A 15947-nucleotide genomic window follows, 5' to 3' on the forward strand; every position below is an offset into this window, starting at 1 on the left:
ACCGAGCGAGCACCCCCGGCCGCGCATTTAGGTCCAAAATGCCCGATATTTTGCTAGCTTTCCCTGGTTGACCGATGACCGTATCGACGAGGGAAACCATGAGCCATGCCGAGGCCCCGGCCCGACCGGCCGCCAAACTGACGCTCCTGACCCTGACCGCGTCGGAACGTGGGGGAAGGTCTTCATCAGCGTCGGCCTCATCGTCTCCGTGCTCGGGGCCTATCTCGCCTGGACCCTGATGGCCGCCGAGGTCCTCTTCGTCGCCGCCCGGGACAAGGACATGCCGCGCTTCCTCGGGCGGTCGACCGCGGCGGACGTGCCCGAGAACGCGCTGCTCCCGACCACGTGCCTGAGCCAGATCGTGCTCGTCGTGACGCTCTTCTCCGACGACGCGTTCACCTTCGCCCTCGATCTGACCAGCGCGCTGAGCCTGATCCCGTTCCTGCTGGCCGCCGCCTTCGCGGTGAAGGTCGCGGCGCGGCCCGGCCACCCGGACGTGGCGGGGCGCTCCACCCGGCGCGAGCTGGTGATCGCCGTGGTGGCGACGCTCTACACCGTGTTCCTGCTGTACGCGGCCGGGCCGAAGTTCATCCTCGTCTCCTTCATCCTGTACGCCCCGGCGACCTTCCTCTTCGTCAAGTCCCGTCGCGGCGCTGGCGGTCGGCTGGATCGAGCTGTGAGCGCCGGTCCCGTACGGACAGAACCCCCGTGTCATCGAGTGAAAGGCCCATCGTGAGCAGCACCGACCCCGCCTCCACCCTCGGCGTCCACTCCGAAGTGGGGCGGCTGCGCAAGGTCCTGGTCTGCGCCCCCGGCATGGCCCACCGCCGGCTGACCCCGACCAACTCCGACGACCTGCTGTTCGACGACGTGATGTGGGTGGAGAACGCCCAGCGGGACCATGCCGACTTCGTCGCCCAGCTCACCGACCGGGGCGTGGAGGTCGTCGAGCTGCACGCGCTGCTCGCCGCCACCATGGCGATCCCCGAGGCCAGGTCCTGGCTGCTCGACCGGAAGATCGACGCCAACGAGGTGGGCCTCGGCCTGGTCGACGACACCCGCGCCTTCCTCGACACCCTGACGCCGCGCCGGCTGGCCGACCATCTCATCGGCGGCCTCGCCATCGCCGACCTCCCGGAGGAGTTCCGTTCGGCGTACGTGGGACTGGCCCGGGAGGGCACGGGGGCGCGGGAGTACCTGATGCCGCCGCTGCCCAACACCCTCTACACCCGGGACACCACCTGCTGGCTCTACAGCGGGGTGACGCTCAACCCGCTCTACTGGCCCGCCCGGCACGACGAGACCCTGCTGATGAAGGCCATCTACACCTTCCACCCCGACTTCCGGGGCTCCACGATCTGGTGGGGCGACCCCGAGAAGGACTGGGGCCGGGCCACGTTCGAGGGCGGCGACATCATGCCGGTCGGCAACGGCGTCGTCCTCATGGGCATGAGCGAACGGACCTCCCGCCAGGCGATCACCCAGGTCGCGGCGGCGCTCTTCGCCCAGGGGGCGGCCGAGCACGTCATCGTCGCCGGGATGCCGAAGCTGCGCTCGGCGATGCACCTGGACACGGTGTTCACCTTCGCGGACCGGGACATCGTCACGCTGTACCCGCGCATCATGGACGGCGTCCACACGTTCTCGCTGCGGCCCTCGGACCGGGCGCCCGGCATCGAGATCACCGACGAGGGGTCGACGCCGTTCACCGAGGCGGTGGCCCGCGCCCTGGGCCTGCCCCAGCTGCGGGTGATCGAGACGGGCGGCGACGTCTACGCCTCGGAGCGCCAGCAGTGGGACAGCGGGAACAACGCGGTGGCCCTGGAGCCCGGTGTGGTCTTCACCTACGACCGCAACACCCAGACCAACGCCCTCCTGCGGCGGGCCGGAGTGGAGGTCATCACCATCGTCGGCGCGGAGCTGGGCCGGGGCCGGGGCGGCGGGCACTGCATGACCTGCCCGCTGGTCCGCGACGCGGTGGCGTTCTGACGATGTACGCGTACGGGCACGGGTGCGGTTCCGCGTCCGGGCCCCGCATCCGTACGCGTGCCCGTGCTGGTACGCGTACTCGTGCTCGTGCTCGTACGCGTACTCGTGCTCGTACGCGTACTCGTGCTCGTACGCGTACCGGCTACCGTCCGCCCCGCGCCCGTTCCTTGGCCAGCCAGGGCCCGAACTCGCTCTCCAGCACCAGCCGCCCCAGCTTCCGGTACTCCTGGAGCACCGCCGACACCAGCTGGTCCATGTGCAGCGGGGCCCCCGACTCGGCCGCGAGGTAGGCGGCGGTCACCGCGCAGGCCCGGATCGAGCCGCCGGCCAGCTCGAAGCGGTCCGCGCAGAACTCCAGGTCGAGCGTGGCGTCGCGCGGGATCGCCGGGCCCAGGCAGCGGTCCCACAGGGCCAGGCGCTGACGGGCGTCGGGCATCGGGAACTCGGCGATCACGTCGAGGCGGCGGGTGAACGCCTCGTCGAGGTTGGCCCGGAGGTTGGTGGTGAGCACGGCGATGCCGTCGAAGGACTCCATGCGCTGGAGGAGGTAGGCCGACTCCATGTTGGCGTGCTTGTCGTGGGAGTCCTTGACCTGGGACCGCTTGCCGAAGATCGCGTCGGCCTCGTCGAACAGCAGGATGCCGTTGACGTCGGACGCCTCGACGAAGATCCGTTCCAGGTTCTTCTCGGTCTCCCCGATGTACTTGTCGACCACCGTGGACAGGTCCACCACGTAGAGCTCCATGCCCAGTTCGGCGGCGATCACCCCGGCGGACATGGTCTTGCCGGTGCCGGACTCCCCGGCGAACAGGGCGATGACGCCTCTCCCCCGGCCGCCGCCCGGCCGCATCCGCCACTGCCCGAGGACCGTCTCGCGGTGGCGGGCGCGCAGGGCGAGTTCGGCGAGCTGGGTACGGGTCGCCGGGGGCAGCACCAGGTCGTCCCAGCCGACGCCTGGCTCGATGCGGCGGGCCAGCCGCTCCAGGCCCGCGCCGTTCTGGGCGCGGACCGCCGTGCGCACGTCCTCCGGGGCCACCGGCCGCTGTTCGAGGACGGCCAGCCGGGACGCGACGGTCGCGGCCCGGCGCAGCTGTCCGGAGTCGAGCCGGTAGGCGGCGGCCGCCTCGATGAGCGCGTCGTCGGCGGTGGCGTGCTCGGGGGGCAGGCCGACCGACCGGCCCGCTTCGGCGAGCGCCCGCCGCCACTGCCGGGCGGCGCCCGCGGGGCCGGGCGGCGGGACGGTGACGGGCACCGGGCTCTCCGCCGTCCACAGCGGATCCCAGTTCTTCTTCCCGTACGCGATCAGGGGCGTGGAGCCGAGCGCCGCGCACAGGGACGCGAGCAGCCGTGCGCCCTCGGGGCGTTCGGGGGCGAGGGTTTCCAGCGGGCCGAGGACCACCCCGGCCCGGCCGAGGCGGGCCTCTGTCGCCAAGGCCCCAACGAGCGGGGTCGGTTCGGGGGCGGTGGCGAGCGCGGCGATGTCGACGACGAGCGGGCGTCGGCCTGCGGCGTGCAGGGCCTCGACCGCGAGGCCGCGCGGGTCACCGCCCCGGTCGAGCAGGTGCACCAGCCCACTGCCCGTGCCGAGGGCGGCCGCGATCCGGGGGACCTCGGGCCGCCCGTCCGGCTCCGGCGGATGCCCGGCCTCCCGGACCATCCCGCGCAGCCGGCCGTCGATCCCGTCGTCGCCGAGGAGGTGCGCGGTGACCCGGTCGGGCACGCGCAACAGCCTTGACAGCAAGGGCCGTTCGGGCTCGGCGATCTCCAGCAGTCCGCCCGCGACGAGCGGGGCGGCCGACGAGAACCGGAAGCGGCCGGAGCCGGCGGCGGGCAGCCCGCAGAGTTCCAGGGCCAGGCCGATGGTGGGCCGGCGGCGGGTGAGGTCGTCGTTGAGGTAGCCGTACAGCCGCTCGAACCGGGTGTCGATGTCCGGGGCGAGGGCGACCAGCAGGAGTTCGACGTCCGGCGGGGTGAGACCGAAGCGTTCGGCCAGTCTGCCGAGCCTGCCCCCTTCCGTACGGGACGGCGCCCCGTCCTCGTACGGCGGTACGGGCGTGAACGCGTCGCGGGTCTCCAGGATCCGGTCGGCCGCCTCGGGCGTGAGGTACTGCCCCCGGTACGGGTCGTCGGGGTCCGGGTCCACGGCCCGGCGGGTGGCGACGGCTTCGCGGACCCGTTGTTCGACGCGGGCGAGCCGCTCCCAGAGTTCGCCGATATCAATCAACAGGCTTTCGCTGTACGTCTGTTGGGGTGCCAGCGTCATCGTGCGGTGTTCCCCCGCCTGCGTCGGCCGGGCGGCAGTCGTCGTTCGCGGGGTGCGGCGAAGCCCTGCGCGCCGGGGTCGGTCGCTCCGTCGTAGCGCAGTCGGCGGCCGGGTTCCGTGTAGTCGCCGTCCAGGTGCGGTGCGGCGGTCATGACGAGGCCCTCGGTGACCGGCGGTCCGGCGGCGGTGCGTTCGCCGGCCAGCGGGGCGAGGACCCGGAGGTCGATCGCGGCCTTCAGCTCGCCGCCGAGTGCGGACCAGACGTCCGAGGCGGACGGTCCGCCGGCTCCGGGGCCCGCCGCCTCCAGCTCGACGGTGAGTCCGAGTTCGGCGAGGCTGCCGGTGTGCAGCCGGGCGGGCAGCGTGTCCGTCCGGACGAGGACGCGCAACACCTCGGAGAGCAGTCGGTGTTCGTCCTGCGGGCGGTTGGTCCAGGCGGTGACCAGATAGGTCAGCTCGAACCAGCGCGGCGGGGTCCGCCACCCGGTGACCACGCCCTCCTCGTCGTGCGTCTCCGCCGTGCCGGTACGCCGCCGGGCGGCGTCCTCGCGGATGCCGTGCAGGAAGACGCTGATGGTGGGGGCGTTGCGGCGGGCGGACCAGTCCTTCGTCGGGGCGTCGAAGACCAGGTCGACGCCGCTGTCCTCCAGACCGGACTCGGCGAGCAACAGCCGGAGCCCTTCGTCGACTTCGTGGATCATCGGCGGATCACCTCGTCCGGCGGGGTGATCGTGCCGAGCACCACGAGGAAGTCCGTCTTCACCGGGCTGAAGCCGGGGCCCTTCGCGGTGATGGTGCGGGGCCCGGTCTGGTCCTTGGCCAGGATGAGGAGCTGGGCGATGAACGTGCCGTCGCCCAGCGGCCGGGTCGGGGCCGCGGCGGCGGTGATGCCGGGCTTCCAGCTGAGGGTGACGGGCGCGCCGGGCGGGAAGTCCTTGCCCCGTACGGAGGTGACGAACCCGGGCTTGCCGATCTTGGGCACCGCGACGATGCGGGGCTGGAGGATGCGCAGCGGGATCCGGGAGACGTTGTCGCGCAGGTTCGCGTCGGTGCCGGTGGTGGTGAGCGACGCGGTGATCGTCGTACGCAGGGCCTTGTCGGGCGAGAGGACGACGCTGATGACCGTGGACGCCTGCGGCGCGAGGTCGGGGAGCGTGCAGGCGCCGGCGGTGCAGCCGGCCGGGAGCGGACCGGCGGGGATGCCCCGGGGCAGTCCGAGGTCCAGTCGGAGGCCGGTGGCCAGGGCGTTCCTGCCGTTGCGCACGGTGTACGTGACCACGACCTTGCCGCCGACGTAGCCGGGGCTGGGCTGGGCCCGCACGGTGACGGCGGGTCCGGCCTCGGGCGCGGGCGGCGGGGGTGCCGGGGCCGGCGGCGGGGGCGGGGTGGTCGTCGGCGGCGGAGTGGGCGCGGGGGTCGTCGGCGTGGGGGTCGGGGACGGCGGGGCCGTGGTCGGCGGAGGTGTCGTCGGGGGCGGGGTCGGCGGCGGGGCGTCCTCGACCGGCACGATCGTGCCGGTGGCGTTGTCCGTGGGATTGGGGTCGATGACGGCCCCGGTGACGGACCAGTCGATCCGCTGGTCGCCGGTGGTGACGCCGGTCAGCCGGGCGGTGATCTCCACGTCGGCGCCGGGCGGGACGATGCCGAGGACGCACTGGGGGGTGCCGGGGGCGCAGGTTCCCGCGCCGGTGGTCAGTTCCTCCAGCCGTACGCCTGGCGGGGCGTCGACGGTGAGGGTGGTGCCGGGCGAGGGGGCGGGGCCCCGGTTGGTGACGGTGATGGTCACCTCGGTGGAGGAGCCGACCTCCACGGCGGGCTGGGTGGGCGGCGCGGTCAGCGACAGGTCGACGGACTGCTGGAGGGCGGGTTCCTTCTGCCGTCCGGCGTGCGTGTTGTCGACGGGGGCCAGGTCGCCGGAGGCGATGTCGAGGACGGAGAGCTGCTCCATGGAGTTCGGGGCGAGTTCGCGGCGCGCGGTGAACACGAGCTTGTCGCCGCCGGGGGTCCAGGCCACGTCGCGGGGCTGGTGGGGTCCGGTCACGGTGGTGTCGGGGATGGGCAGGTCGCAGCCGGCGGGGTTGTCCTTCTGGACGGAGGGCAGCACGACCCGGCAGCCGCCGCCGCTCAGGGGCTTGACGAGGACGCCGGCCTGCTGGTTGACCCTGCCGCCGCCGTCCTTGCGGTTGAACGCCACCTTCAGGCCGTCCGGGGAGAAGGCGGGGCTGTCGTCGATGACGTCGCAGGCGCCGGGGCAGATGGTGGCGCTCAGGTCCCGCTGCCGGCCGAGGTCGGCCACCGGTGCGACCCAGATGTGCTTGTTGCCGCCGTTGCCGTTGACGACGTGGTTACGGGTGAAGGCGAGGTTGACTCCGTCCGAGGACCAGGTCGGCTGGGCGTCGCCGCCGGTCTGCTGGCCCTCGGGCGGCCGGACCTCGTCGAGGATCGCGCCGGTGGCGACATCGGCGATGAGGATCCGGCTCGGCCCGGCCGCGTCCCCGGTGCCGCCGGGCGAGGTCCGGGTGAACACGAGCTTGGTGCCGTCCGGCGAGAAGGCGGGGTCGGTGTCCCAGTCGTTCGCGCCGCGTCCGGCGAGCGGCAGCGCCGCCGCGTTCCTACCGTCGGCGTCGGCCATCCAGATCCGCTCGACGCGTCCGGCGTCGGTGTCCTCGAACCGGGTCACGACGATGCGGCGTCCGTCAGGGGTGTAGCTCTGCCGCTCGGTCCACGGGTCGAAGCCCCCGGCCGGGTTGAACAGCGGGTCGACGGCGGGATCCTGGTTGGTGCGCGCCGCCGGGTCCTCCTTCAGGATGGTGAGGCCCAGGTCGCGGGGGTCGGAGCCGTCCTGGCGTACGTCCTGGAGCGTCACGATCTGCGCGGCGGCCAGCAGCTCGTCCGGCTTCTTGACGGTCTCGGGGTCCGGGGTGATGCGGGGGACGACCACGGTCCCGGCCGGGGGGAACCAGGTGGGCGGCCCCACCTCGCGGTTCTCGTTGACCAGTTGCTCCGGCGGGTTGCCGTCGAAGGCGGTCACCCGGTAGACGTGGTCGAAGTCGTCGCAGCCGCAGGTGTGGTACGGGCTGAGGAAGACGATGTTCTTGCCGTCGGGCAGCCAGGAGGCGGAGCGGGTGCCCCACTCGGCGTGCCCGCCGGCCAGCAGCGGCCGGTCGGTGCCGAGGCCTTCGGTGGCGCGCAGTTCGGTGCCGTCGTCGACGTTCGGATCGGGGTTGGTGGTGAGGGTGTACGCGACGAGGTTCCGGTCGCCGGGGTCGGTGCCCGGGTTCCAGGACGGCTCGGTGGCGTCGCCGGCCGGTGCGTCGCTGATCCGGGTCTGCGGGCCGCCGGCGACGTCCCGCACGTATATCTGCCAGCCGAGGACGGTGTCGCCGTCGCAGGCGTAGGCGATCCTCGTGCCGTCCGGGGACCAGGTCGGGGACTCCTCGTTGTCGGCGGTGTCGGTGAGCCGGCGCAGGTTCGTGCCGTCGACGCCGACCGACCAGAGGTCGCGCTGGACCGTTCCGCCGGGGCCGGGCTCGGCCGAGTCGAAGAGCACGGTCCGGCCGTCCGGGGAGAGTTCGGGGCGGGCCGCGTCCCGGTCGGCGGTGAGCCGGCGCACGGACCCGTCCGCGCCGCGCACGTACACCTGGGGCTTGGCACTGTCGCGCAGGCTGGTGAAGACCAGGACGTCACCGCGGGCGGAGGGGTCCTGGTCGTAGTGGGCGGGCCCGTCGCCGAACAGCGGGTCGGTCCGGTCCTGGTCGTTGGCCCGCCCGAGGCTGCGGTGGTCGGTACCGGCGAAGGCGATCCGCCCCGCCTGGCCCGGGTCGGCGTCCGCCACGGCGGCGACGGCCTCGCCCGCCCCGTCCGGTGCGGCGGCCGAGCCGACCAGCAGCAGCGGCGCCAACAGCACCACCGCACCGGTCAGTCGGCCCAGCCGGGAATGCTTCGCCGGGCCAGCAGTGCCGGTCACGGCCCACCTCACAGTCTCTCGATCGACTCTCCACCGGCCAGCTTCGCGCCCTCGCGGGGGCGACGGACAGGCCGCGAGTACCCGGACCGGGGGAAGGGACCGCTGCCCTTTGCGGCGGTCGCCCTGCTTCAGAGCGGCGGCCGCCCTCCCTCAGATCAGCCCGTGCCGCATCGCGTAGCCCACCGCGTGGGCCCGGTTGCGCAGTTCGAGGCGGGTCGCGACCTCGTGCAGCACGTTCTTGACGGTGCGTTCCGAGTACGAGGTCTTCCGCGCGATCTCCGCGGTGTCGCAGCCCTCCGAGACCAGCCGGATCATCTCCGCCTCGCGCGCGGTGAGCGTGGACAGGGTGAGCCCGCGGGGGTCGAGGACCGTCCGCTGGAGGGAGCTGACGTGGTCGAGGAGCTTGCCGAGCAGGTCGCCCGGCAGGACGCCTTCGCCGTTGGCCATCGCCCGCACCAGGTGGACGAGCCGGTCCTGGTCGGCCTCGCCGCGCCGCAGCACGGCGGCGACCCCGCACTCGATCATGGTCTGGAGGGCGCCCGCCTCGAAGAACCCGACGACCAGTCCGGTGCGGGTGGAGGTGTTGCGCTGGAGGCGGTGAAGAAGCTGGACGGTGGACTCGCCCACCGTGTCCACCACGACCAGGGAGACCTGTGCCCGGTCCGCCTCGGCCTCCGGCAGCAGTTCTATCTCGGGGCGCACGCGCAGTTGGTGGATCATTCCGGTCTGCAGGATCAGGTCCTCCGCGTACACCGCCACGGAGACCCTGCCCCCGGGCGCTCCCCCGGGGCCGGCCGTGCGGCGGCCCGCCGCGTCGGGCCGGCGGTACTGCCCGCGCGTCGCCGTGCCGTCCGTCGCGCTGTCCGTCGTGCGTACAGCCGTGCTGTTCGTCGTGTCCGTGATCGTCGTCATCGTTCCGTGCCCGTCTTCCTCAGGTACTGCAGCCCGATATGCCTGCTGTGCTCGTGATCGTGATCGCCCTGGTCGGCCGGGGCAGGGCGAGCGGGCCCGGCGCGGGGGCGCGGGGACACCGTGCCGGTGGGCCCGCGGGGCACCGCCGCTGCCCGCTTCTTGCCCTTGCGTCTCTGCTGCCGGGCGGTGCCGGCGGCCTACCGTCGCAGAGTGACCACATCTGCCGAACTCGAAAGCCCCACGGTGACGGTGTCGCCGGGCGGTACCGCGACGACCACCCTGACCGTGCGCAACGACGGCGACATCGTCGAGGCCTACACCCTGGAAGTCGTCGGCGACTGCGCGGCCTGGACCACCGTCGAGCCGGCGCGTGTGTCGCTGTACCCGGGCACCTCCGAGACGGTGGCCCTCACCTTCGCCCCGCCCCGCTCCCACGAGGTCCGGGCGGGCGAGACCCCCCTGGCCGTACGGGTCCTGCCCGCCGAGCGGCCCGAGTCGGTGGTGGTTCCGGAGGCCACGGTGACCGTGGAGCCCTTCCACGAGCTCCGTACGGAACTGGAGCCGCGCCGCCGCCGGGGCTGGCTGGGCGCCCGTTTCCGTACCGCCGTGCAGAACAAGGGGAACACCCCGGTCGACGTGGCCCTCGCGGGCAGGCAGGACGGGGAGGACCTGCGCCTCGCCTTCGCGCCGGACCAGAAGCGGCTGGAGCCGGGCGAGTCGGCGGAGGTCCGGCTGAAGGTCCGGGCCCGGAAGCTGATCTGGTTCGGTGAGCCCGTCACCTGGCCGTTCGAGGTCCTGGCGACCGAGGCCGCCGGAGCGGACGCCGCGACCGAGGCCGCCGAGGCCGAGGCCGGGCAGCCCGGTCGGCCCGAGCCGCTGCCCGGGGAGTTCGCGCAGATACCCGTGCTGCCCAAGTGGCTGCTGATCGTGCTGGCGGCGCTGCTGGCGCTGCTGCTCGCGTGGTTCGCCCTGGTGCGGCCCGCGGTGCAGAGCACCGCCAAGCAGGCCGGGGCGAAGGCGGCGCAGGAGGAGACCGAGCGGGGCAAGGAGCAGGGGTCGACTCCGCCCGGCGGTGCGGAGAACCCGGCAGGCGGCCAGGGCGAGGGGACCGGTCCGGACGGAACGGGGCCCGGTGGAGGCGGTTCCGGCCCGGGCGGCGGCTCCGGAGGGGGCGGCGGCAACGGCGGCGTCGGTGGCCGGCAGGCCTCCGAGACGATCGACGTGCAGACCCGGGCGGGGGCCACGGAGGAGGGCGCCTACAAAGTGCCGGCCGGGAAGGTGTTCGGCGTCACCGACATCGTGGTGGCGAACTTCCAGGGCGACGAGGGCGTCGTGACGATCTCCTTCGGAGAGCGCAAGATCACGACGATCGCTCTGGAGACCTTCCGCAACCAGGACTATCACTGGGTCACCCCCATTCAGGTTCCGGAGAACGCCACCGTCACCGCTTCCGTCACCTGTGCCAAGCCCGGCACTCCGGCCACCGGAACACAGGCTTCCGGATGCCATCAGGTACTGAATGTCAGCGGTGTACTGAGTGATCTCGCACGGTAGAAGGACGATAGGAGCGCGGCGGAAACGGCGGCACCGGGCCCTCTGTCACGCCTGTTGTTGAGACAACAACAGAAACCCGGCCGAGAGGAAACCCCGGCGCGCCGGGTGATGGCGGATTCGCCCTCCCCACCGCACCAGAGGTCTTCGCCAGTTCGGTCGTCCGCGGCGTCGACAGCACCCGAAGAATATCCGCTGTCGATGGCCGCGGACACGAACGGGCCTGCTCAGGAGCGGTTCTGACGGTGCGATGACGATCAGCGCATGCCCGTTCGGAGCGGCTTCGTGCCCGTTTTCCCCGTCCGCGCACGACCGAATCCGGTGGCCTTCTCGGCGCATTCTGGCCGAATCGCATCACCTCGGAGCGTTTCGGCCGTGCCCCCGGACGGCTGGGGGCCATCGAGGGTTTACCGGGAAAAAGAGATACCAAACACATGGGGCCCCCGGCGCGCCGTCCGGCCTTTGCCTCAATCACCCGGCCCGCACGGCCGGGTTGAGCTGTTCCGTAACACGGTGTTCTCGTTCTCTTCATGTGGGCAGGGCGGTTTGCGCGTCGGCGACCGCGAATAGGGCGCACGTTCCGACCGGACCGCCCAGGGCAGCGCCATCCGGCGCAGGGGGCCCGGAAAGGGCAGTTTCGTTGCCCTGTGCCGAGGACTCCCGGGCCTACTCCCCGCCCGCGCGACCGGTCGAGACTGGGCGGTGATCGAGTGACCGTCCAGAAGGAGCGAGCATGCCGTCGTACCTCACCCCCGGTGTTTACGTGGAGGAGGTGCAGTCCGGAGCGCGGCCCATCGAGGGGGTCGGCACCGCGGTCGCAGCCTTCGTCGGCTTCGCCGGGACGGGCCCCTTCCACCGGCCGACGCTGGTGACCAACTGGGACCAGTATGTCCAGACGTTCGGCGCGTTCACCGCCGACACCTATCTGGCGCACGCCGTCTACGGCTTCTTCGCCAACGGCGGCGGCGCGGCCTACATCGTGCGCATCGGCGGCCCCGCCGAGGGCGCGGAGGGTACGGGCCGGGGCGCGGTCGCCCAGGCCCCCGCGCCCGTCGCGCTCGGCGGGTTCCTGGTCTCCGCCAAGCCCGGCACAGGCGCCGACCTCTCCGTCGAGGTCGCCGACGCCGAGGGCGAGAACCCCCCGGAGGACCGCTTCCGGCTGCTGGTCCGCCAGGCCGGCAAGGTGGCCGAGACGTACGACGTCTCCACCCGCAAGAACGTCAAGGGCTACCTGGTCACCCAGGCCCGCGACTCCAAGCTGGTCCAGGTCACCGAGCAGCCCGGCACGGCACAGAGCCGCCCGGAGAAGCAGACCGTGGCCCTCGCCCCCGCGACGGCGGCCGCGCCCGGCAACGGCGTGGCCCGCCTCGACGCCTCCGAGTACGTCGGCGACGCCTCCGCGCGGACCGGGTTCGCCGGTCTCGAAGCGATCGACGAGATCACCATGGTCGCCGTCCCGGACCTGATGAGCGCCTTCCAGCGCGGGGACATCGACGCCGAGGGCGTCAAGACCGTGCAGCTCGCGGTCATCTCGCACTGCGAGCAGATGGGCGACCGGGTCGCCGTCCTCGACACCCCGCCCGGCATGAACGCCCAGCGGGTCCGCGCCTGGCGCAACGAGGACGCCGGCTACGACTCCCGCTACGCCGCCCTCTACTACCCGTGGGTCAAGGTCTTCGACCCGGCGAGCGGCCGCAACTCCCTGGTCCCGCCGAGCGGTCACGTGGCCGGCGTCTGGGCGCGCAGCGACGGCGAACGCGGTGTGCACAAGGCCCCCGCCAACGAGGTCATCCGGGGTGCGGTGGACCTGGAGATCCGGCTCAGCAAGGGCGAGCAGGACCTCCTCAACCCGATCGGCGTGAACTGTGTCCGCGCCTTCCCCGGCCGCGGCATCCGCATCTGGGGCGCGCGCACCCTCTCCTCCGACCCGGCCTGGCGCTACCTCAACGTGCGCCGCCTCTTCAACTACCTGGAGGAGTCGATCCTCCTGGGCACCCAGTGGGTGGTGTTCGAGCCGAACGACGACCGCCTCTGGTCGAGCATCCGGCGCAACGTCACCGCGTTCCTCACCGAGGAGTGGCGACGCGGCGCGCTGTTCGGCCGCACGGCCGAGGAGGCGTTCTACGTCCGATGCGACCGGAGCAACAACCCGCAGGAGTCGATCGACCTCGGTCAGGTCGTCTGCGAGATCGGGGTCGCGCCGGTGAAGCCCGCGGAGTTCGTGATCTTCCGGCTCTCGCAGTTCTCGGACAGCACCAGCCTCGTCGACGAGTGACCGTGACCTCGCGGTCCTCGCGGGCCCCCCGCACCCCTTAACTTCCCTTTCGACCCTTCCGATCAGAACAGGTGACACATAGTCATGGCAGAGGGCGACGCTCTTTCCACCCACGTCTTCGGCGTTCAGCTCGGCGGCTATCTCGTGGAGTCCATCCAGGAGATCAGCGGCATGACCGTCGAGGAAGAAGTCGTCGAGGTCCGTCAGGTGACCGCCGAGGGCAAGCAGATCATCCGCAAGCAGCCGGGCGCCCGCCAGGCGGGCGAGGTGACGATCACCCGCGGGCTCGACCAGAGCAGCGAGTTCACCACCTGGATCAAGGAGACCCTCAACAACGGGGCCGTCGACACCGCCCGGCAGAACCTCACCATCGAGATCAAGGACTCGACCGGTGAGACCGTCCGCCGCATCCAGCTGATGCAGGGCTGGGCCTCCAAGTGGGAGGGCCCCTCCCTCAAGGCCGGCGAGTCGAGCGCGGCGACCGAGACGGTGACCATCACCTTCGAGGAGATCGTGGTCGAATGAGGCGCCGGACCGTTACGCCGGGCGCCGGGCTCGAAGAAGTCCTCGACACCCTCGCCGCGGCGCCCGCCGCGCGTGAGGAGACCGCCGCGCCCGCTCCCGCGCCCGCCCGTCCCCGTGAACGGGACACGCTCCAGACGGAGTTCGCCTTCGAGCTGCCGCGCGGGTACGTCGACGACGAGGGCCAGGTGCACCGGAGCGGCACCATGCGGCTCGCGACGGCCCGGGACGAGCTGCGCCCGCAGATCGACCTGCGGGTGAAGGAGAACCCGGCGTACCTGTCCGTGGTGCTGCTGAGCCAGGTGATCACGCAGCTCGGCCCGATCACCGACGTCCACGCGGGGATCGTCGAGCGGATGTACGCGACCGACGTGGCGTTCCTCCAGGACTTCTACCGGCGGATCAACAGCGAGGGCCACACGCATGCCGCGGTGACCTGCCCGCTGTGCCACGGGTCGTTCGAGGTGGACCTCTCGGGTGGGCGCCTGGGGGAATCGTGACGTACGCGCTTCCCCGGCTGCGGGAGGAGATCGCGTACGTCGCCTACCACTTCCATTGGCAGCGTGAGGACATTCTCGACCTCACCCACGCGGAGCGTCAGCAGTGGGTGCGGGAGATAGCGCGGATCAACACCCGCGTCAACGAAGGCGGGTGATCGTGTGGGGTTCGGGGACTGGCTGCGCCGGACGGACCGGCAGCGGTCCGGCACGCCCTCGCGGGGAGGCGGGGCCGGGGGCGCACCCGAGGTGTCCGAGGCACCCGCCGTACGCCCGTCCGGCCCGGCCCCCGGCTCCGCTTCATCCGCCGGGGGCGACGACGACGGCGGCCGGGACGGCGGTGGCTGGGACGGCGGGTGGCGGCGGGTGGACCCGCCGTCGGTGACCGTCGCCCGGTCCTCGATCGGCGTGAGCGACGGGCTGCGGTTCCGCTCGCGGCTGGCCTCCTGGCAGAACCCGGCCCTCGGCGGCGAACTGGGCCACGCCGTCCTGCCGTCGGCCCCGGTCGGCCTCATCCACGGTGTCGCCCGCCCGGGCTCCGCGCGGACCGCGTCGCAGCCCTCTCCGGGCGGGCCGCTGCTGCTGCGCGCCGTCCGTCCCGCGGGGGCCGACGAGCCCGTCGAGTCCCCCTCGCCCATGCCGGACCTGCCGCCTGCTTCGGCGGGGAGGAAGTCCGTACGCGGTACGGCGGTGGGTACGGGTACGGGTCAGCCGGGGCCTGCCTCGCCGCCGGTCCAGCGGTCTGCCGGGGCACGCGGGCCGGCGGCCTCCGGCGCGAGCCGGTCGTCGTCGGGCGGTTCGGGGGCCGAGGGGCGGGCGTCGTCGGATACGGCAGGGTCCAACTCCACGTCCCGGGCGTCCTCGCCGGGCGGTACGGGGTCCGGGTCTCGGCCGTCGTCGGGTACGGCGAGGTCTGCGAACGCTTCGAGGTCAACGGCTTCGTCGGCGTCGGCGAACGCTTCGGGCTCGGCAGCCTCGTCAGGGGCGGCGAGCGTGTCCCGGTCCGCCTCGGCGGCCTCCCCTGGGCACGCGAGCGGATCCCGGTCCGTTTCGGCGTCCGGGGCGGCGACCCCGTCGGCGTCCGGGGTGGCGTCCGCGTCCAACTCCTCGGTCTCGTCCGCCTCGCCCGGGTCGGCCGACCCGGGCGGGCCTTCGGGGGCCGTCTCCGGGCCTGCCACGCGGGCGACGCTCGGGGCCGGGGACACCGCGTCCGCCGTCCGCCCGCCCTCGCGGCCCGCTGCCGTGCGTCCCCAGCGGATCGCCCCACCGCTGACCGTCGCCCGGCGTCCGGCGATGCCGCTGCGGCAGATCGCCGGGCTCGCACCCGCCACGCCCGCCACCCCGCCCTCGGCGGCTTCGCCTGCGGCCGCGCCGGCCGCGCCGGCCGCCGTCCAGCGGGCCGTGTCCGAGCGGCAGAGCGGTCCGGACCGTACGGGCCCGGCCGTCCCGGACCGCGACGCCCCGGCTCCTGACCGAGCCTCCGGGAAGCCCCCCGCCGAAACAGTGCGCCCCGCCCTGGGCAAGCCCCTGCGCGAGATGCCCGCCGCGGCCAGGCCGGCCGGGGCCGAGGGACCGGCGGGCGTCGTTCCGTCCGCCCCCGCGCCGGCGCACCCGGCGGCGGACCTGCCGGTGCTCCAGCGCCGGGAATCGGACCCGCCGGGCCCTCCGGCAGCGCCCCCCGCGTCGCCCACGCCCCCCTCGGCGCGGCGGCAGCCCGCACCGGACGCCGCCGACCGCACATCTCACCCCTCCCATCCGGCGCAACGTGCCCAACGTCCCCAGCCGTCCGAGCCCTCCCCTTCGGTGCAGCGAGCGCCGGGCCCGGGGCCAGACGCATCCGGCGGTACGCGAGCCCGTACGCGGGGCGGAATCGGTACGCCGCTTCCCGCGCTGCCGCCGACCGCCCGGCTGGGCGGCAACGCGCCGCTGCTCGGCGACCGTCCCTCCGCCGCAACGCGACCGGGCCCCGGC

General features: G+C 73.2%; 11 protein-coding genes and 1 pseudogene. 7 read left to right on the forward strand and 5 right to left on the reverse strand.

Annotation, left to right across the window (positions count from 1 at the left end):
- Positions 1-160: 160 nt before the first annotated feature.
- Both ACFWM7_RS24305 and ACFWM7_RS24310 read left to right on the forward strand, forming a co-directional pair.
- Positions 161-667, forward strand: a pseudogene (locus ACFWM7_RS24305) (amino acid permease); the annotation flags it as partial.
- A gap of 65 nt (positions 668-732) precedes the next feature.
- A complete protein-coding gene (locus ACFWM7_RS24310; protein WP_383263843.1) occupies positions 733-1989 on the forward strand; it encodes an arginine deiminase in 1257 nt (418 codons plus the stop codon).
- 142 nt (positions 1990-2131) lie between these two features.
- Here the strand turns inward: ACFWM7_RS24310 and ACFWM7_RS24315 are convergent, their stop codons facing one another.
- From ACFWM7_RS24315 to ACFWM7_RS24330, 4 genes are all read right to left on the reverse strand, one after another.
- A complete protein-coding gene (locus ACFWM7_RS24315) occupies positions 2132-4252 on the reverse strand; it encodes an ATP-binding protein (RefSeq protein WP_383263846.1) in 2121 nt (706 codons plus the stop codon).
- The gene (locus ACFWM7_RS24320) at positions 4249-4953 is read right to left on the reverse strand and encodes a DUF4255 domain-containing protein (protein WP_383263849.1); all 705 of its coding nucleotides are present in this window, start codon (positions 4951-4953) and stop codon (positions 4249-4251) included. Before ACFWM7_RS24320 ends, ACFWM7_RS24315 begins: the two co-directional genes overlap by 4 nt.
- The gene (locus ACFWM7_RS24325; RefSeq protein ID WP_383263852.1) at positions 4950-8219 is read right to left on the reverse strand and encodes a hypothetical protein; all 3270 of its coding nucleotides are present in this window, start codon (positions 8217-8219) and stop codon (positions 4950-4952) included. Before ACFWM7_RS24325 ends, ACFWM7_RS24320 begins: the two co-directional genes overlap by 4 nt.
- A 150-nt stretch (positions 8220-8369) precedes the next feature.
- On the reverse strand, positions 8370-9131 hold the full coding sequence (locus ACFWM7_RS24330) for a response regulator transcription factor (protein ID WP_383263855.1): 762 nt from the start codon (positions 9129-9131) through the stop codon (positions 8370-8372).
- A gap of 243 nt (positions 9132-9374) precedes the next feature.
- Here ACFWM7_RS24330 and ACFWM7_RS24335 point away from each other — a divergent pair, with 243 nt between their 5' ends.
- From ACFWM7_RS24335 to ACFWM7_RS24355, 5 genes are all read left to right on the forward strand, one after another.
- Entirely contained in the window at positions 9375-10685 is a 1311-nt protein-coding gene (locus ACFWM7_RS24335) for a hydrolytic protein (protein ID WP_383263869.1), read from the forward strand.
- A 730-nt stretch (positions 10686-11415) separates the two neighbouring features.
- Entirely contained in the window at positions 11416-12957 is a 1542-nt protein-coding gene (locus ACFWM7_RS24340) for a phage tail sheath family protein (RefSeq protein WP_383263859.1), read from the forward strand.
- Positions 12958-13041: 84 nt separating this feature from the next.
- Positions 13042-13482 (forward strand): phage tail protein, encoded by a 441-nt coding sequence (locus ACFWM7_RS24345; protein WP_073802749.1) that lies wholly within the window; start codon positions 13042-13044, stop codon positions 13480-13482.
- Positions 13479-13979, forward strand: coding sequence for a hypothetical protein (locus ACFWM7_RS24350; RefSeq protein WP_383263862.1), 501 nt, complete (start codon positions 13479-13481; stop codon positions 13977-13979). The genes ACFWM7_RS24345 and ACFWM7_RS24350 overlap by 4 nt, the downstream gene beginning before the upstream one ends.
- Entirely contained in the window at positions 13976-14134 is a 159-nt protein-coding gene (locus ACFWM7_RS24355; RefSeq protein ID WP_018492281.1) for a DUF6760 family protein, read from the forward strand. The genes ACFWM7_RS24350 and ACFWM7_RS24355 overlap by 4 nt, the downstream gene beginning before the upstream one ends.
- A gap of 549 nt (positions 14135-14683) precedes the next feature.
- Here the strand turns inward: ACFWM7_RS24355 and ACFWM7_RS24360 are convergent.
- Positions 14684-15307: a hypothetical protein gene (locus ACFWM7_RS24360; RefSeq protein WP_383263866.1), complete on the reverse strand. Its 624-nt coding sequence runs from the start codon at positions 15305-15307 to the stop codon at positions 14684-14686.
- Positions 15308-15947: the final 640 nt, after the last annotated feature.

Source organism: Streptomyces sp. NPDC058375 (genome assembly GCF_042723425.1).
GTDB lineage: Bacteria > Actinomycetota > Actinomycetes > Streptomycetales > Streptomycetaceae > Streptomyces > Streptomyces durocortorensis.

Coding starts and splice junctions, on each gene's coding strand:
- ACFWM7_RS24320 (WP_383263849.1), bottom strand. CDS start 4,953: ATGATCCACGAAGTCGACGAAGGGCTCCGGCTGTTGCTCGCCGAGTCC.
- ACFWM7_RS24315 (WP_383263846.1), bottom strand. CDS start 4,252: ATGACGCTGGCACCCCAACAGACGTACAGCGAAAGCCTGTTGATTGAT.
- ACFWM7_RS24350 (WP_383263862.1), top strand. CDS start 13,479: ATGAGGCGCCGGACCGTTACGCCGGGCGCCGGGCTCGAAGAAGTCCTC.
- ACFWM7_RS24330 (WP_383263855.1), bottom strand. CDS start 9,131: ATGACGACGATCACGGACACGACGAACAGCACGGCTGTACGCACGACG.
- ACFWM7_RS24340 (WP_383263859.1), top strand. CDS start 11,416: ATGCCGTCGTACCTCACCCCCGGTGTTTACGTGGAGGAGGTGCAGTCC.
- ACFWM7_RS24345 (WP_073802749.1), top strand. CDS start 13,042: ATGGCAGAGGGCGACGCTCTTTCCACCCACGTCTTCGGCGTTCAGCTC.